Here is an 18,213-nt window from a genome sequence, read left to right as displayed (position 1 = left end):
GAAGCAACTGTTATTACACGGAGCCGATCATGACTACACCTTCTGTTAACCATGCCATGTCCATCAACCCGGCAAACGGCGAAACCCTGGCCGTGTGGCCGTGGGCGACCGTTACCGAGGTTGAACATGCCCTCGCGCAGACCGATGCCGCATTTCGTCAGTGGCGCAACGTACCGGTGGCGGCGCGTGCGCAAAAACTGCGTGACCTGGGCGACGCCCTGCGCAGCCGCGGCGAAGAGATGGCTCAGATGATCTCCCGTGAGATGGGCAAACCCATCGCTCAGGCGCGCGCAGAGGTGGCGAAATCCGCCGGTCTCTGCGACTGGTATGCCGACCACGGCCCGGCCATGCTCTCTACCGAGGCGACCCAGGTAGCGGACGCGGTGATCGAATATCGCCCCCTGGGCCCGGTGCTGGCGGTGATGCCGTGGAACTTCCCGCTGTGGCAGGTGCTGCGCGGTGCGGTGCCGATTATCCTGGCGGGCAACAGCTATCTGCTGAAACACGCCCCTAACGTGCTGGGCGCCGCGAACCTGATCGAACAGATTTTTAACGATGCCGGTTTCCCCCAGGGGGTGTTCAGCCAGCTGAATGCCACTAACGATGGGGTAAGCCAGATGATTGCCGATCCGCGCATTGCGGCGGTGACCGTCACCGGCAGCCTGCGTGCCGGGGCGGCGATTGGTGCTCAGGCTGGCGCGGCGCTGAAAAAATGCGTCCTTGAACTGGGCGGGTCCGATCCCTTTATCGTCCTGAATGACGCCGATCTGGATCTGTCGGTCAAAGCGGCGGTCACCGGCCGCTATCAGAACACCGGACAGGTCTGTGCCGCCGCTAAACGCTTTATCGTCGAGGCGGGGGTTGCGGATGAATTCAGCCGGCGGTTTGTAGAGGCCACCGCGGCCCTGAAAATGGGTGCGCCGGACGCAGAGGAAAACTACCTCGGCCCGATGGCGCGTTACGATCTGCGTGACGAGCTGCATCAGCAGGTGCAGGCCACGCTGGCCGAAGGCGCCACTCTGTTATTGGGCGGCGAGAAGGTGGCCGGGGCAGGGAACTACTATGCGCCGACGGTGTTGGGCAACGTGACGCCTGCGATGACCGCGTTTCGTCAGGAGCTGTTTGGCCCGGTCGCGGCCATCAGCGTAGCAACCGATGCGGATCATGCCCTTCAGCTGGCCAACGACAGCGATTTTGGCCTCTCAGCGACGGTGTTTACCGCCGATGCTGCAATGGCGGACCGCTTTGCCCGCCAGCTCGAGTGCGGCGGGGTATTTATCAACGGCTACAGCGCCAGCGATGCCCGCGTGGCCTTCGGCGGCGTGAAGAAGAGCGGCTTTGGCCGGGAGCTGTCGCACTTTGGCCTGCATGAGTTCTGTAATGTGCAGACGGTGTGGAAAGATCGGGTGTGATCGAGCGCCGGTGTTTGTGCCGGGTGGCGCTGCGCTTACCCGGCCTACAACACCGTAGGCCCGTGCAAGCGCAGCGCCGCCGGGCGCCTGTCATGATTCTGAAATAGTTCTGTCATTTTCACTGCGTAGACTCGCTCACGTCTAAGGCATTGTTAATGAATACAATTATGAACTTAACCAAAATTTTCCGCCGCTTTACTCCCCGGCAGTTTGGTTTGCTGGCGGGGATCTTCTGCATTATCGGGCTCTTTTCCGCCCTGCAAATCTCTTCTTCGGTTTTACTCTCCATCTCGCTGCGTGATGCCCAGCGCAATGAACAGCGTAACCAGATGGCGTACCTGCAACAGACGAAGGTCGATCAGGCCCGGATTTCCCTGCTGGCGGCGAGCGATCTGCTTAACCGGGCGGGGGTTTACTTTATGCAGGATAAAGAGACCGGCTCGGACGGAAGCTGGCACAGCCTGATGGATGAGGCCCAGCAGGCGTTACGGGATTCTCAGCAGGCCTGGCAGGCGTGGCAGGCGATGCAGCCGCCGCGGGATGAGGCGCTGCTCAACAGCTATCAACTGTTCTTCGATGCCATCCGCGAACAGGCCGACGGCCTGGTCAACAGCCAGTCGATTGACGCCTTTTTTGCCGTACCCGCCCAGGCTTTTCAGGCCGATTTCAATGACAACTACGCCCGCTATCAGCAGGCAAGCGCCCAGCGCGCCGCGGAAGGGCGTCAACTGCTGACCGCCAGTCTCGCCAGTCTGCAGTTCCTCTATCTACTGGCTCCGGTGGTGCTGGTGGCGATCGCCGTGGCGGTATGGTTTGCGATGTCGCGCTGGGTGATCGTGCCCCTGCGCCGCCTGATCGCCCATATCAATCTGCTGGCGGCGGGGGATCTCTCCGCGCCGCCGCCGGGCGTGAAGCGCTTCAACCGCGAGATGGCGCAGCTTGGCGACAGCGTCGATACCCTCCAGCAGGGCCTGCAACAGCTGGTGACCCAGGTCAGCGAGGCGACCACCTCGATGGTGACCAATATTGGTTCTCTGGCGCAGGGCAATCAGAAGCTCTATCACCAGTCGGCGCGTCAGGCGCAGGAGCTGAAAGAGGTCACCGCGCACATTGCCGATCTGGAGACCCACGTCGAGGGCAACAGCGGCTATGCCAGGCTGGCAAGCTCGCGGGCGGACGAGGCGCGGGCGATGGCGGCAGGCGGGGATCGCATGATGGAGACGGTGAACGCCTCGATGGCGGCGATCGTGGAGCGTTCTTCCGAGATGCGCGGCATTGTGGCGATCATCGATAACGTGGCGTTTCAGACCAATATTCTGGCGCTGAATGCGGCCATCGAGGCGGCGCATGCCGGGAATCAGGGGCGCGGCTTTGCGGTAGTGGCGAGGGAAGTGGGCCTGCTGGCGCGCAAAAGCAGCCACTCGACGCAAACCATTCAGCAGCTGATTAACCACTCGTTGCAGGGCATCGAGGATGGCTCGAAAGCGGTCACCCGGTTGGAGGATAACCTGCAGCAGGTGATCGGTCTGGTGGGCAATCTCTGCAGCTTACTCAATGAGATTTCCGTCGCCACCCTCAGTCAGGGCGACAGCATTCACCGGATGACCGGCCAGCTGCAGGCCCTGAACCAGGTGGCGCGCCAGACCGACGACCTGGTGAACACCGCCTCAATGGCCTCCCAACGGCTGCATGATGAATCCGGCCTGCTGTTACAGGCGGTGTCGCGGTTCCGACTTCCTGCCTGACGTCATCCATAAGCCTCTGTTATACTCGCAGGCCGTTTTTGGCCTGTGAGCAAGGAGCAACCGATGGCTGCGAACATCAATAATCAGATGCTGGAAGCCATTCTGGCGCAAGTACGTCCCTTACTGGGCCAGGGTAAAGTGGCCGATTACATCCCGGCGCTGGCCTCGGTTAACGGCAACAAGCTCGGGATCGCCATTCGTACCGTCGACGGCCAGCACTTCCAGGCCGGGGATGCCACCGAGCGTTTTTCCATTCAGTCGATCTCGAAAGTCCTCAGCCTGGTGGCGGCCATGCGTCAGTATGACGAGGATGAGATCTGGCAGCGGGTGGGGAAAGATCCCTCCGGCCAGCCGTTCAACTCCCTGCTGCAGCTGGAGATCGAACAGGGCAAGCCGCGTAATCCGTTTATCAACGCCGGGGCGTTGGTGGTGTGCGATATGCTGCAGAGTCGTCTTAGTGCACCCCGTCAGCGGATGCTGGAGATCGTGCGTCAGCTCTCCGGAGTGAGTGATATCGCCTACGATGCTGCCGTGGCCCGATCGGAGTTTGAACACTCGGCGCGCAATGCGGCGATCGCCTGGCTGATGAAGTCGTTCGGTAATTTCCATAACGACGTGCCGACGGTTCTGCAAAACTATTTTCACTACTGTGCGCTGAAGATGAACTGTGTCGAACTGGCTGACACCTTTCTGTTTCTGGCCGCACAGGGCTATGCGCCGCATCTCTCTGAGCCTGTTGTCACCTCGATGCAGGCCCGGCAGGTGAATGCCCTGATGGCGACCAGCGGCATGTATCAGAGCGCCGGTGAATTCGCCTGGCGGGTAGGGCTGCCTGCTAAATCAGGGGTTGGCGGTGGGGTGGTGGCGATTGTGCCGCACGAGATGGCCATTGCGGTCTGGAGCCCGGAGCTGGACGAGACGGGAAACTCCCTCGCAGGCGTCGCGGTGCTGGAGCGTCTGAGCCTGAAGCTGGGGCGTTCGGTCTATTAAGCGGGTCCTGCGGCGGGGGCTGACCGCCGGACCGTTAACCCCCCCTTAACGGGGTGGTGATTGTCATACCCCTAATGTGATATACATTAATCCCAAACTTTTAACATTCACCCGCGCGGGTGAAAATCATTGTTAAAAGCAACCCTATGGATTGATATTGCATGTCTTCTGCCTCCACCAGAACCTTCGCGCTTTTTCAGCCGCAAAGTCCCTTACGTAATGCGGTAGGCATATTTGTCCTGACCACGCTGTTCTATTTTATCGGCGCGCAGCTACGTCTGGTGGAGTCCCTGTCGATGTTCTGGCCGCTGAATGGGGTAATGGCGGGGGTATTTGCCCGTTATGCTTACCTTAACCGGCTGCACTACTATGCGATATCGTACATTGCCATGCTGCTGTACGACCTCATCACCACCAACTGGGGTATCACCTCGCTGGGCATTAACCTCTCGAATATGGTGTTCATTGTCACCGTTGCCCTGCTGGTTCAGCGCGACAGGCGGCTGAAAAACAGTACCCCGGATCCGGTGAATGCCCTGCGACTGTTTAACTATTGCCTGCTCGCCGCGCTGCTGTGCGCCCTGGTCGGGGCGCTGTCGTCAGTCGGGTTGGACAATCGCACCTTCTGGCCGCTGGTCGCCGACTGGTTTAGCGAACAGTTCTCCACCGGGGTGTTAATCGTTCCCTGTCTGCTGACCATCACCTGGCCCGCGTTCACCCGGACCCTGCGCGTCAGCCATTTGATGCCGGTGGTGCTACTGGTGATCTCTGTCGTGGCCTCGGTGGCGATCGGCGGGGCCGGTGCGCTGGCGTTTCCGATGCCGGCGTTGATCTGGTGCGCGGTGCGTTATTCGCTCCCGGCAACCTGCCTGCTGACCTTTGTCACCGGGGCGGTGGAGATCACCCTGGTCGCCAACTCCATTATTACCATCGTGGCGACCACGCCGCTCACTACCCCAATGATGTTCTCCGCCCGTCTGGGGATCGCCACCCTGGCCATCTGCCCGGTGATGGTCTCGGTCAGCATGGCGGCGATCAATTCCCTGATCCGCCAGGTCTCCCTGCGTGCCGATTATGATTTCTTAACCCAGGTGTACTCCCGTTCGGGGCTGTATGAAGCCCTGAAGCGTGACGAGGGAACGCGCAAAAGCCCGCTGCTGACCGTCATGCTGCTGGATATCGACTATTTCAAAAGCATCAACGACAACTTCGGTCACGAGTGTGGCGATACGGTCCTGGCGGCTTTTGCCCGTAAAGTGCAGGAGACAGTGGGGAGCGAGGGGCTGGTGGCGCGAATGGGTGGGGAGGAGTTTGCAGTGGTGATTAACACCACGTCGGCACAGCAGGGTTACGCCCTGGCGGAACGTATCCGTACCACCATTGAACAGTATCCGTTCAACTGGCGCGGGCAGGCGCTGTTTTTAACCGTCAGTATTGGTCTGGGCAACGGGAAATCGGAGTCGTGGCAGCTGACGGACGTTTTCAATCGTCTGATGAGCGAAGCGGATGATTATCTGTATCGCTCGAAAAAAGCAGGGCGAAATCGCACCAGCGCCCGAATGACAGAGATAACGTCTGCTGCGCAAAAGGCTGCGGCATCGGAACCGCTGTAATCGTTTGCCTGCACGCCACACGGGCCACTAGCATATATTCACGAAACTGATAAATGCCTTGATACGTATTTTGTACGTCAATAATATAATGGGGTGATTATTTCGGAAAATTCGTGTGATGAACGCAACTGACAGACTCAGTAAATCCCCTCGCGTGTCTGGCAGACGGTTTATCAAACGCATGTTTCTGATGCGAGTGCTTGGAACATTTCTCTGCTTTTTCCCCATTCTTTCGGTGCTGGTGGAACAGCAACGTTCACCCTGGCTTATGGGTCTTCTGGCGATCAACGCCTTTATCTGGCCGACGCTGGCCTTCTGGCGTGCGCGTCGCTCTGCCGCGCCGCTGAGTACCGAACATCAAAACCTGATGCTCGACGCCGGCGCAGGCGGGTTCTGGATCGCCATGATGTCGGCGAACCCGCTGCCGTCCGTCGCCATTGCCACTATCTTACTGGCCGATCGGCTGGCGGCGGGTGGTTTCCCGCTGATGAAAAAAGCCGGCGCGGTGATGCTGGCGGTCTTTATGGCCAGTTGGCTGACGCAGGGGATGGCGCTGGTTCCCCGGGTGTCGCAGCGTACGATCTACGCCACGCTGCCGCTGATTGGCATCTATACTGTAGCGCTGAGCGTGCTCACCAACAGTATCGCCATGCGGCTGCGCTTTAAATCGCGCGAGCTGGAACGCATTGCGATGATGGACCCGCTGCTCGACATTGCCAACCGGCGGCTGCTGGAGAAGCGTATCGATCATGAACTTCACAAGCTGCGGCAGACCTGCAGCGAATCGGCGCTGATGTTTATTGATATCGATAACTTTAAAGAGGTTAACGATCGCTTCGGTCATAAGGTAGGGGATATGTTATTAGTGACAGTGTCACAGATATTGCATATCGCCACACGCCAGAGCGATACCCCGGCGCGGCTGGGCGGGGATGAGTTTGTGATCCTGCTGCCTGATACGACCCTGGACGAGGCGCACGTTGTCGCGACCCGCATTATGGATGCCGCCGCCGTTATCGATGATGTAGCGGAAGACGTGGTCCAGTGTACGATGAGTATTGGCATCGCCATCGCCACCCGGGAAATGAAAAATGTTACAGACTGGTTACAGGCGGCCGATACTGCGCTGTACCAGGCGAAACGTGAAGGGAAAAACCGCATCTTTGCCCACTAAGCGGCGTCAGGATGCGCTAAGCTTTTAAAAAGCCTGATGTCCGGAGCCCCCAATGAAATCACCCTCACGACCCAACAATGAAGTGGAGCGTCTCAGCGCCTTGCGCGAATCCGGGCTGCTGGAGATCGAGAATCACCCGAGCTATGACCGTGTGACCCGGCTGGCAAAACGCCTGTTTTCCGTCCCGGTGGCGATGATCAATCTGGTGGACGAGCATGTGGTGGTGGTTAAATCCGCCGATGGCGGTGACGCCACCAATTTGCCGCGAAATCTCTCTTTTTGCGGCCATACCGTGCTCAGTAATGCCCCGCTGGTGGTACCTGATACTTTAGACGATGCGCGTTTTGCGGATAATCCGCTGGCGACCGACGATAATCCTGTCCGCTTTTATGCCGGGTATCCCCTGCATCTGCCCAACGGTGAGACGGTGGGGTCACTGTGCATTATCGACCACCAGCCGCGGCAATTTTCATCAGCCGACGTTGAGGCGCTGGCCGATCTGGCGGCGCTGGTGGAGGCCGAGTTCGCGGCAATCTGCGCCAACATCGTCGACGACCTGACTGGATTGTATAATCGCCGTGGCTTTCATCATCTTGCCACCTACGCTATTAACGCCGCACGCCGTCGGGCTGAGCCGCTGACCCTCGCCTGGCTGGATCTCGACCGCTTCAAACAGATCAACGCCCGGTACGGTCGCGCCGATGGCAATAATGCCCTGAAGGCGATGGCCGGTCTGTTGAGCTCCACTTTCCGCCAGGCCGACGTGCTGGCGCGTTACGGCGGGGATGAGTTTGCGATCCTGTTTGCTAACAGCGACGAGAAGGGGGCGTGGATCGCCATGCAGTATCTCACCGAGCAGGCCGCGGTGTGGAATGAGCATGCCGAATACCCGTGGGCGCTCTCTTTCTCCTGGGGCGTCAGCGAGTTCAATCACGATCGCGACGATCTGGCCAGCTGGCTGACCACGGCCGATGAGATGATGTACTCCATGAAACAGCAGCGCGGTACCGGATGCTGAGATAAGAAAATCCTCTGACACAGGTCCTTGTGTTACAAAAATGTAAAGCGCATGGTGATGCCGTTGATAAAAAGGAGAATAATGATGCCATCACCTGCTATCCAGATCTTTTCGCGTGAGGATATCCTTGCGCACCTTCCTCAATTAGCTGACATCCTGCACAGCTGTGTCACCGGCGGCGCGTCGGTGAGCTTTATGTTGCCCTACAGCCATGAGCAGGCCAGCGCTTTCTGGCGCGGCGTGGCCGACAGCGTCGGGCGCGGGGAGCGTACCGTACTGATCTCGACCAATGCCGACGGCGAAATCACCGGCACCGTGCAGCTGATCACCGATCAGCCCGACAACCAGCCGCACCGGGCAGATGTCGCCAAACTGCTGGTTCACCAGAACGCGCGCCGCAACGGTGATGCCGGACGATTGATGCAGGCCCTGGAAAACGTTGCCCGCGACAAGGGTAAAACCGTGCTGGTGCTGGACACGGCCTCCGGCAGCGGGGCGGAGACCTTCTATCAACGGGCTGGCTGGCAGAAAGTGGGGGAGATCCCGCGCTATGCCCTGATGCCCGACGGTGAGATGACGGCTACCTCAGTCTTCTACAAATTCTTATAGATCCTGTCACAATTCGCACCGGCTTTGATCCAGACCGGGGTTTGTGGTCGTTAAGTTTTGATAAGTTATCGTACCAATCTTATCAGGCTGTATGACTAATCATTACAAGGACCCCATTGTGAACACACTGAACCGTCGTGATTTCCCCGGTGCTCTCTATCCTGAACGTATCATCCAGTTTGGTGAGGGCAACTTCCTGCGCGCGTTTATTGACTGGCAGATTGACCTGCTCAATGAACATACCGACCTCAACGCCGGTATTGCGATTGTCCGCCCGATCAAAAGCGATTTCCCGCCTTCACTGAGCACCCAGGACGGCCTCTATACCACCATCATCCGTGGTCTGAACGAGCAGGGCGAAGCGGTCAGCGACGCGCGTCTGATCCGCTCGGTTAACCGCGAAATCAGCGTTTACGATCAGTACGATGAGTTCCTGAAGCTGGCCCACAACCCCGAGATGCGCTTTGTCTTCTCCAACACCACCGAAGCGGGCATCAGCTATCACGCCGGGGATAAGTTCGAGGATGCGCCTGCGGTAAGCTATCCGGCAAAATTGACCCGTCTGCTGTTCGAGCGTTTCAGCCATTTCAACGGTGCCGCCGATAAAGGTTGGGTGATCGTTCCCTGCGAACTGATCGACTATAACGGCGACGCCCTGCGTGAACTGGTGCTGCGTTATGCTCAGGAGTGGGCGCTGCCAGCGGCCTTTACCCAGTGGCTGAACGACGCTAACAGCTTCTGCTCAACCCTGGTTGACCGTATCGTGACCGGCTATCCGCGTGACGAAGTGGCCCAGCTCGAAGCCTCTCTCGGCTATCACGATGCTTTCCTCGATACCGCTGAACACTTCTATCTGTTTGTGATTCAGGGACCGAAATCACTGGCGCAGGAGCTGCGTCTCGACAAGCTGGCGCTTAACGTGCTGATTGTTGATGACATCAAGCCGTACAAAGAGCGCAAAGTGGCGATCCTCAACGGGGCGCATACCGCTCTGGTGCCGGTGGCCTTCCAGGCCGGACTGGATACCGTGGGTGAGGCGATGAACGACACCGAGATCTGCGCGTTTGTCGAAAAAGCGATCCATGAAGAGATCATCCCGGTGCTGGATCTGCCGCGTGATGAGCTGGCCTCCTTCGCCAGCGCTGTGACGGGCCGTTTCCGCAACCCGTATATCAAACACCAGCTGCTGTCGATCGCCCTTAACGGCATGACCAAATACCGCACCCGCATTCTGCCGCAGCTTCTGGCAGGGCAGCAGGCCAGCGGCAAACTCCCGGCGCGTCTGACCTTTGCCCTGGCGGCGCTGATCGCCTTCTACCGTGCGGAACGTAACGGCGAAAGCTATCCGGTGCAGGACGATGCGCACTGGATCACCCGTTTCCAGCAGCTATGGACCCAGCATCATGACCAGCAGATCACCACCCGTGAGCTGGTGACGGCGGTGCTGAGCGTCAGCGAGCACTGGGAGCTGGACCTGACTCAGGTCAATGGCCTGGTAGAGCAGGTTGCGCTGGATCTGGATGCGATTCTGCTGAAAGGGATGCGCGAAGCGGTTAAACCGCTGTGTTAATCCGTTGAACTTTTCCCTCTCCCTTTGGGAGAGGGTTGATTCCCCTCATTCATAATAGTTACAACATACTTTAACCTCTTCCTGTTACCACACACCTTAACCCCCGTGCGGCCTGCCATCCGCCTCGCAAAAACGTCATCATTTTTTAACATACTTGCAACCGTGACGACGATCACGTTTAATAGTCACCGCTCTTTTTTCCCGATGAAGCTGACTATGATTGTTCGTCCTCAACAGCACTGGTTGCGCCTGATTTTTGTCTGGCACGGTTCCGTGCTGACCAAAATCTTTTCCCGCCTGTTTCTTAACTTTTTGCTCTCTATCGTCGTGATCCTGATGCTGCCCTGGTATACCTCGCTGGGCATCCGGCTGACGGTAGCGCCGTTCAGCATTCTCGGGGTCGCCATCGCGATCTTCCTCGGTTTCCGTAATAACGCCTGCTACGCGCGCTATGTCGAAGCGCGACTGCTGTGGGGCCAGCTGATGATTGCCTCGCGCTCGCTGTTCCGCGAAGTCAAAAACACATTGCCGGACGATCCGGCGCTGGGTGAGTTTGTTCGCCTGCAGATTGCGTTTGCCCATTGCCTGCGCATGACCCTGCGCAGACAGCCGCAGGCCGACCAGCTGTCGGCCTATCTTTCCGAGGAGAACCTGCGCCTGGCGATGGACTCCAGCTCGCCTGCCAACCGCATCCTGCTGATCATGGGGGAGTGGCTGGCGGTGAGACGCCGGAAAGGGGAGCTGTCGGACATCCTGTTCCACAGCCTGAATATTCGTCTGAATGATATGTCGATCGTGCTGGCCGGCTGCGAGCGTATCGCCAACACCCCGGTGCCTTTTGCCTACACCCTGATCCTGCACCGCACCGTCTACCTGTTCTGCATCATGCTGCCGTTTGCCCTGGTCAGCGATCTGCACTACATGACGCCCTTCGTGTCGGTACTGATCTCCTACACCTTTATCTCGCTGGATACCCTGGCGGAAGAGCTGGAGGAGCCGTTTGGCGTCGAGAATAACGACTTGCCGCTGGATGCCATCTGCAATGCGATGGAGATTGATTTGCTGCAAATGAATGATGAGCAGGAGATCCCGGCGCGCAAGATGCCGGACAAGTATTACCAACTGACCTAGGCATTTGTATCCCAATGTATCTGCATCGGCTCACGATACAGCACCTTGCAAAACGGGCAAATTTACACATATTCGCCATACATCATGGTGGTGAGATAAGCGGGTGTTATTTATAACCCGGAGATACCACCATGATGAACAAACTGGCTTACTCAACCCTCGCATTGACTCTCTCTCTCGCCACCGTTTCCGCCTGTCAGGCCGAAGCGGCAGGCCTCGACTATGCCGCCGGCTTTAAACAAATCCGCCAGATTGACGCGGGCGATCTGAATATTGGCTATGTCGATATCGGCCCGAAAAACGGTGAGCCGGTGATCCTGCTCCACGGCTGGCCGTACGACATTCAAAGCTACGCCCAGGTTGCTCCCGCGCTGGCGGCCAAAGGCTACCGGGTGATCGTCCCGTACAACCGCGGGTTCGGTACCACGCATTTCCTGTCGGCAGACACGCCGCGCAACGGTCAGCCTGCGGCTATGGCAAAAGATGTCATTAACCTGATGGATGCCCTGAAAATCAAACGTGCGGTCTTCGCCGGTTATGACTGGGGGGCCAGAACGGCGGATATCGTGGCGGCACTGTGGCCGGAGCGCGTCAAATCGCTGGTTTCGGTGAGCGGGTATCTGATTGGCAACCAGAAGGCCGGGGAAAAACCGCTCCCGCCGCAGGCCGAGCTGCAGTGGTGGTATCAGTTCTATTTCGCCACCGAGCGCGGCGAGAAGGGCTATGCCGCTAACACCCATGACTTTGCGAAACTGATCTGGACTCTGGCCTCGCCGGGCTGGAAATTCAGTGATGCCACCTTTAACGTCAGCGCCCAAGCGCTGGATAACCCGGATCATGTCGCGGTGACCATCAGCAACTACCGCTGGCGTCTGGGGCTGGAGAAAGGCGAGCGCCGCTACGACAGCTATGAACAACGGCTGGCAGCGGGCCCGACCATCAGCGTGCCGACCATCACCATCGAAGGCGACAATAATGGCGCACCGCACCCGGCACCTGAGGTGTACGCCGCGAAATTCACCGGAAAATATCAGCATCGCACCTTTACCGGCAACATTGGCCACAACCCGGCGCAGGAAGATCCGCAGGACTTCGTCAAGGCGGTGGTGGATGCGGATAAGTTGTAAGCAATCTATGCTATTTTTGGCGCATCGCTGATAAACAGGAGCTTAGGGTGGAGACAACCGATCACATTCTTGTCGTTGATGACGACCGGGATATTCGCGAGCTGGTCGTCGATTATCTGGTGAAATCGGGCTACCGCGCCACCGGCGCCGCCAATGGCAAAGAGATGCGCGCCGTGCTCGATAAACAGGCGGTCGATCTGGTGGTGCTGGATATCATGATGCCCGGCGACGACGGGCTGACCCTGTGCCGCCAGCTGCGCAGCGGTCAACATAAAGATCTGCCGATTTTGATGTTGACCGCGCGCCACGACGACATGGATCGCATCCTGGGCCTTGAGATGGGTGCGGACGATTATGTGGTCAAACCCTTTGTGGCGCGTGAGCTGCTGGCGCGGATCAAAGCCATACTGCGCCGCCATCGCACGCTGCCGCCTAATCTGCAGGTGACCGAAGCCGGGCGCATCATCGCCTTTGGCGACTGGCAGCTCGACACCAGCGCCCGTCATCTGCTGGATGCTACCGGCACCATCGTGGCGCTGAGCGGGGCCGAGTACCGTCTGCTGCGGGTGTTTGTCGATCATCCCCAGCGCGTGTTAACCCGCGATCAGCTGCTGAATTTCACCCAGGGGCGGGATGCGGAGCTGTTCGAGCGCTCAATCGATCTACTGGTCAGCCGCGTGCGTCAGCGTCTGAATGAGGATGTACGCTCACCACGGTATATAAAAACAGTGCGCAGCGAAGGGTATGTCTTTTCGATGCCGGTGAGCATTATTGAGGCTAAAGAATGAGGCTCTGGCCGCGTTCACTGCACTATCGTCTGCTGGTGATCGTCCTGCTGGGATTGCTGCTCGCCAACGGCCTGAGCCTGACTCTGGTGATGGCCGAGCGGATGAGCAGCGTGCGTAACGTGATGCTGGGTTATCTGCAGGACGATGTCTCCACCAGCGTGGCGATTCTGGACCGGCTGCCGGCGAATGAACGGGCACAGTGGCTGCCGCGCCTCGACCGGGATAACTATCACTATCTGCTGGGGCCTGGGGAGCCGGGCGCGCCACCTGCTGACGCTCGTTCGCGGGATGCGGTCCGCACGATAACGGATACGCTGGCGACTCAGTATCCGCTGCGCTTCACGGCGGTGCCGGGGCCGGTTTCGCATATTCAGGCGCACCTGACGCTGCGCGACGGTTCGCCGCTGACGCTGGATCTCACTCCCCGGATGCCGCCGGTGGCCCGCTGGCTGCCGGTGGTGTTTATTATTCAGCTGCTACTGGTGGTGATCTGCGCCTGGCTGGCGGTGCGCCAGGTGGTGCGCCCCTTCACACGTTTTACCCGGGCGGTGGATACCCTCGAACCCACCAGCCCCAATCCGCTGACGCTCACCGAGCAGGGACCGCTGGAGGTGCAACATGCGGCGCGGGCGTTCAATGCGATGCAGGACCGAATCCAGACCTCCCTGAAGGAGAGGGCGCAGATCCTTGCCGCCATCTCGCATGACTTGCAGACCCCCATTACCCGGATGCGGCTGCGGGTAGAGATGGCCGACCAACCGGAGCTGCGCGACAAACTGACCCAGGATCTGGACAGCATGACCCGTCTGGTGCGGGAGGGGATCGACTACGCCCGCTCGTCCGGGGTATCACCCGAGCCGGTGCGTAAGGTCGATCTCTATAACTTTATTGATACGCTGGTTTGTGATTACGCCGATACCGGCAAAAACGTGCAGTTTAGCGCAGCCCGTGCAGCCATCCCTTTTGCTACCCGTCCGCAGGCGCTGCACCGCATCCTGACCAATCTGCTGGATAACGCCCTGAAGTTTGGCGATGCCGCAGAGGTGACGCTGACAATGCGTGATGAAAGGGTGGAAATCGCCGTGGCGGATAACGGCCCGGGTATTCCGGAACATGAGCTGGCGGCGGTGTTACAGCCGTTCTACCGCGTAGAATCCTCCCGCAACCGGGAAACCGGCGGCACCGGGCTGGGACTGGCGATTGCTGCCCAGCTCACCGCCCAGCTTGATGGTCAATTGCAGCTGGCGAACCGGCCCGAAGGCGGGCTTTGCGCGCGGATAACTTTGCCGGTGGTGTGAATTGCCGGGTGGCGGCTGCGCCTTACCCATTGCCCTGGTAGGCCCGGCAAGCGCAGCGCCGCCGGACAATCAGGCCGCACCCTTTGTACCGCACTGTATCTTCCTGCAACGCGCATACACCACCTGACAAAACCCCCAATACTCCAAACATGCCAGACACATCCCCACGCTGTAATAGCCTCACTGCAATCGTCGCAGCCAACCGCTTTAGTGAGGTGTGTTATGTTTCTCGTGATCGCATTTTTAGGGGGCATGGTCAGCCTGCTCAGCCCCTGTACGCTTCCGGTTATTCCGCTGCTGTTCGCCGGCTTTCGCGGGCAGATGCGCCAGCTGATCGCCATGCTGTTCGGCATGGTGCTCATGTTTACCCTGGTCGCCAGCCTGATCACCGTCGCCAGCGACTGGGTGGTCAGCGCTACCCTGGTCGGGCGCTGGATTGCGCTGGCGTTGTTGAGCCTGGCCGCGCTGGCGCTGATCTTCCCGTCTTTTGCGCAGCGCATTGCTGGCCCGGCATTACGCCTCGGTAATACGATGAATAACCACAGCACCCGCACCCGGGGGATAACCTCGGCGGTGCTCGCCGGGCTGGCGGTCGGGCTGCTGTGGTCGCCGTGCGCCGGGCCGGTGTTAGGGGCCATTCTCAGTCTGAGTATCGCAGGGCATAACCCCGTCGCCACCGGTAGCCTGCTGGCGGCGTATGGCAGCGGTTGTGCGGTGATGCTCGCGCTGCTCGGCTTTAGCGGGCAGGCACTGATTGCACGGTTGAAAACCAAATCAGGACTGATGGACGGGCTGCGAAAAGCGGCGGGGGTGGCGATGCTGATGTCGGTAGCCTTTACCGCGTTCGGGCTGAATAGCGTCTTTCAGGGGGCAAACGGCGTGGCCGACCGTCTGGAGAAAACGCTGCTGCAGCTGGCGCCGGAAAGTCAGCCTCAGCCGACCCTCCAGCCGGTCGCGCAACCGGTCACCACCAGCGCCATGCCGTCGCTTGAGGGCGGTACCGGGTGGCTGAACGGTGAGCCGGTCACTCCGGCGTCGTTAAAAGGCAAAGTGGTACTGATCGACTTCTGGACCTGGGACTGCATCAACTGTCAGCACGCCCTGCCGCACGTTCGCGACTGGGCCAATAAGTATCAGGCCCAGGGACTGGTGGTGATTGGGGTGCATACGCCGGAGTATCCGTGGGAAAAACCGCTGACGTCGGTGCAGCAGGCGATCAACAAATGGCAACTCCCGTACCGGGTGGTCACCGATAACAACTATAAGATCTGGACGGCCTTTGGTAATCGTTACTGGCCAGCGCACTACTTCTTCGATGCCAAAGGCCAGCTGCGCTACGCCTCGTTTGGGGAGGGGAATAACGACAAGCAGGAGCAGGTGATCCAGCAGCTGCTGAAAGAGGCGAAGGCGTAGTTACGGTTCGCGTCGGGCAACCATAAACAACCGCGGAAAAGCCAGCAGTATCTGTCCGTTCTCCTGCAGCGGATACTGCTCCTCCAGCAGCTGATGATAGCGGTGCAAATAGCGTTGTTGCTCGCGCTCATTCAGCTCCTGCAGCCAGGGGCGCAGGCCGGTGGCACTCACCCAGTCGATAATGGCCTGATGCGAACTCATCTGGTGATAATAAGTAGTGCGCCAGATATCCACCTCGCATCCCGCCTCGGTCAGAATGTCGTAATACGCATGGATGCCCAGCAGGGCTGCACGGCCGCGATCCGGATAATCCTGCTCAAACGCCACCTCGCGCATCAGGACGTGGGTTGGCTCCAGATCGTTATCCGGCATCTGGATCGCCAGCACACCGTGCAGTTTCAGCAGCGAGACCAGATGCGGCAGCAGTTCGTAGTGGTTTTCCACCCACTGCAATGAGGCGTTGGCGTAAATCACGCTCAACGCCTGTTCCGGGCGATAATGGCGAATATCAGCCTCAACAAAATGGCAGCCCGGCAGGGCGGCTCTGGCTTCTGTCAGCATAGCGGGTGAGTTATCGACGCCCGTGATATGTGCCGAAGGCCAGCGCTGTTGCAGCAGCGCCGTGCTGTTGCCGGGCCCACAGCCCAGATCGACCACATCGGTGACCTCATCCAGCGCAATGCGGGAGAGGAGCTCTAAGGCGGGGCGAGTACGTTCGGCGCCATACTGCAGATACAGGGCGGGGTTCCAGTCGGTCATGCAATCATCTCCGGTTTGTTCTTTCCAGAAGTGTAGATGAAGATGACAGAAATCCGTTTCTGTCGGTGTGATTCGCTAGAGGAACCCCTTCAGGGCAACGTGATAGAGCAGCATGATGGTTTTGCCATCGACAATCAGGCCGTCATCGATGGCCTGCAACGCCTGGTCAATGGGCCACTCCAGCACCTCGATGTCTTCACCTTCGGCCTCGATGCCGCCTCCCTGGCCTTTACGATCGCCAGGACGATACTCTGCGATGTAAAAGTAGAGTTTCTCGGTGACCGAGCCGGGGCTCATAAAGGCTTCGAAGACCTTCTCCACGTGGTCGATCTGATACCCGGTCTCTTCTTCCGCTTCGGCTTTGATCCGCTGTTCCGGCGCCATGTTGTCGAGCAGACCGGCCGCGGTTTCAATCAGATAGCCGTCGTGACCATTGATGTACACCGGAAAGCGGAACTGGCGGGTCAGGATCACCGTCCGTTTGTCGCGGTTGTAGAGCAGAATGGTCGCGCCGTTACCCCGGTCGTAGGCTTCCCGGTTCTGGCGTTGCCACTCCCCGTTACGGCGGCGCACATCGAAGGTATATTTTTTGAGTGTGTACCAGTCATCTGACAGCGTTTTGCTGTCGAGAATACGTACTTCTGCACGATTTGATTGCACGGTGACTCCTGTTTACGTAGAGTGGACATCATAAACTGCACGTTCGTGCAATATCAAGATCTAACATGCAACCTCAGGAAACGACCCATGCTCACTCGTCAACGCAAACAGCTGATCCTCGAAAAACTGAGTTCCGAAGGGCAGGTGCTGTCGAAAAATCTCAGCCAGGAATTTGAGGTGTCGGAAGATACCATTCGTCGGGATTTGCGCGAGCTGGCGGCTGACGGGCGTTTACAGCGGGTCCACGGTGGCGCGCTACCGGCGTCACAGGCGGTCTCCAGTTTTGCCGAGCGCAGCAGTCTGGGTATTGAGGCGAAAAAGCGGGTGGCGAAGAAGGGCGCGGAGCTGATCTCCCCCGGCCAGGTGGTGATTATTGACGGTGGGACCACTACTGCCGAACTGGTGCGCTGCCTGCCTGCAGATCTCTCTTTTACCGCGGTGACCCACAGTCCGGGCATTGCTCTGGCGCTGGTGGATTATCCGCAGGTTGAGGTGATTCTGATTGGCGGGCGGCTGTTCCGCCACTCGGTGGTTACGGTCGGTGCTGCGGCCATAGAAGGTATTGCGCATATCCATGCCGATCTGTTTTTCATGGGGGTCACCGGGATACATCCTGACGCCGGGTTAACCACCGGGGATTATGAAGAAGCGTGCATCAAACGTGCATTTTCCGGCAGAGCTGCCGAAACGGTAGTGCTGGCATCCCCGGAAAAAATCAACACCGCGTCGCCATTTATGATCTGCGAGCTGTCGCTGATCAACACCGTGGTGGTTGAAGCGGATACTGATAGCCGGTGGGTGGAGGCGGTGAGTCGAAAAGGCGTTTCTGTGAACATGGCGGATAAATCAAAATAACTCTATAATATTGTGTGTTAACGCCTGAATACGCCGTTAAGGTACAAAATA

16 protein-coding genes are annotated in these 18,213 nt (G+C 58.8%); 14 read left to right on the top strand and 2 right to left on the bottom strand.

All coding sequences use genetic code 11. The annotated features are described in order from the left end of the window. Positions 1 to 29: 29 nt before the first annotated feature. The 13 genes from sad to M8318_RS05240 all read left to right on the top strand — a co-directional run bounded on the left by sad (position 30) and on the right by M8318_RS05240 (position 15,888). Entirely contained in the window at positions 30 to 1,412 is a 1,383-nt protein-coding gene (gene sad, locus M8318_RS05300) for a succinate-semialdehyde dehydrogenase (protein WP_262661241.1), read from the top strand. A gap of 167 nt (positions 1,413 to 1,579) precedes the next feature. Continuing rightward, positions 1,580 to 3,157, top strand: a complete 1,578-nt coding sequence (locus tag M8318_RS05295; protein WP_262661240.1) for a methyl-accepting chemotaxis protein — start codon at positions 1,580 to 1,582, stop codon at positions 3,155 to 3,157. 63 nt (positions 3,158 to 3,220) lie between these two features. Continuing rightward, positions 3,221 to 4,147, top strand: a complete 927-nt coding sequence (gene glsB, locus M8318_RS05290) for a glutaminase B (RefSeq protein ID WP_262661239.1) — start codon at positions 3,221 to 3,223, stop codon at positions 4,145 to 4,147. A gap of 161 nt (positions 4,148 to 4,308) precedes the next feature. Continuing rightward, positions 4,309 to 5,760 (top strand): GGDEF domain-containing protein, encoded by a 1,452-nt coding sequence (locus tag M8318_RS05285; protein WP_262661238.1) that lies wholly within the window; start codon positions 4,309 to 4,311, stop codon positions 5,758 to 5,760. A 181-nt stretch (positions 5,761 to 5,941) separates the two neighbouring features. Further along, complete coding sequence (locus M8318_RS05280) at positions 5,942 to 6,934, top strand: sensor domain-containing diguanylate cyclase (RefSeq protein ID WP_262661237.1); 993 nt, start codon at positions 5,942 to 5,944, stop codon at positions 6,932 to 6,934. Positions 6,935 to 6,986: 52 nt separating this feature from the next. Next, entirely contained in the window at positions 6,987 to 7,952 is a 966-nt protein-coding gene (locus tag M8318_RS05275; protein ID WP_262661236.1) for a sensor domain-containing diguanylate cyclase, read from the top strand. Positions 7,953 to 8,033: 81 nt separating this feature from the next. Next, positions 8,034 to 8,561, top strand: coding sequence for a GNAT family N-acetyltransferase (locus M8318_RS05270; protein WP_262661235.1), 528 nt, complete (start codon positions 8,034 to 8,036; stop codon positions 8,559 to 8,561). Positions 8,562 to 8,679: 118 nt separating this feature from the next. Then, a complete protein-coding gene (locus M8318_RS05265; RefSeq protein WP_262661234.1) occupies positions 8,680 to 10,131 on the top strand; it encodes a tagaturonate reductase in 1,452 nt (483 codons plus the stop codon). 216 nt (positions 10,132 to 10,347) lie between these two features. Continuing rightward, positions 10,348 to 11,262 (top strand): bestrophin family protein, encoded by a 915-nt coding sequence (locus M8318_RS05260; protein WP_106992830.1) that lies wholly within the window; start codon positions 10,348 to 10,350, stop codon positions 11,260 to 11,262. Positions 11,263 to 11,393: 131 nt separating this feature from the next. Continuing rightward, positions 11,394 to 12,389: an alpha/beta hydrolase gene (locus M8318_RS05255; RefSeq protein ID WP_262661233.1), complete on the top strand. Its 996-nt coding sequence runs from the start codon at positions 11,394 to 11,396 to the stop codon at positions 12,387 to 12,389. A gap of 47 nt (positions 12,390 to 12,436) precedes the next feature. Then, positions 12,437 to 13,177, top strand: coding sequence for a response regulator (locus tag M8318_RS05250; RefSeq protein ID WP_262661232.1), 741 nt, complete (start codon positions 12,437 to 12,439; stop codon positions 13,175 to 13,177). Continuing rightward, entirely contained in the window at positions 13,174 to 14,475 is a 1,302-nt protein-coding gene (locus M8318_RS05245) for an ATP-binding protein (protein WP_262661231.1), read from the top strand. Before M8318_RS05250 ends, M8318_RS05245 begins: the two co-directional genes overlap by 4 nt. A gap of 222 nt (positions 14,476 to 14,697) precedes the next feature. Next, positions 14,698 to 15,888 carry a cytochrome c biogenesis protein/redoxin gene (locus M8318_RS05240; protein WP_262661230.1) on the top strand — a complete coding sequence of 397 codons (1,191 nt, stop codon included), beginning with the start codon at positions 14,698 to 14,700 and terminating at the stop codon, positions 15,886 to 15,888. Here M8318_RS05240 and tam read toward each other — a convergent pair whose 3' ends face one another. Both tam and M8318_RS05230 read right to left on the bottom strand, forming a co-directional pair. Then, on the bottom strand, positions 15,889 to 16,647 hold the full coding sequence (gene tam, locus M8318_RS05235; RefSeq protein ID WP_262661229.1) for a trans-aconitate 2-methyltransferase: 759 nt from the start codon (positions 16,645 to 16,647) through the stop codon (positions 15,889 to 15,891). A gap of 75 nt (positions 16,648 to 16,722) precedes the next feature. Continuing rightward, positions 16,723 to 17,307 (bottom strand): NUDIX domain-containing protein, encoded by a 585-nt coding sequence (locus tag M8318_RS05230; RefSeq protein WP_262661228.1) that lies wholly within the window; start codon positions 17,305 to 17,307, stop codon positions 16,723 to 16,725. 87 nt (positions 17,308 to 17,394) lie between these two features. Between M8318_RS05230 and M8318_RS05225 the strand changes: the two genes are divergently transcribed. Next, positions 17,395 to 18,162 (top strand): DeoR/GlpR family DNA-binding transcription regulator, encoded by a 768-nt coding sequence (locus M8318_RS05225; protein WP_262661227.1) that lies wholly within the window; start codon positions 17,395 to 17,397, stop codon positions 18,160 to 18,162. Positions 18,163 to 18,213 lie beyond the last annotated feature (51 nt).

Origin of the sequence: Leclercia tamurae (assembly GCF_025566055.1) — a bacterium.
Lineage (GTDB): Bacteria > Pseudomonadota > Gammaproteobacteria > Enterobacterales > Enterobacteriaceae > Enterobacter > Enterobacter tamurae.
Note: the sequence above shows the minus strand (reverse complement) of the source record. Positions and strands in the feature narration are given on the sequence as shown.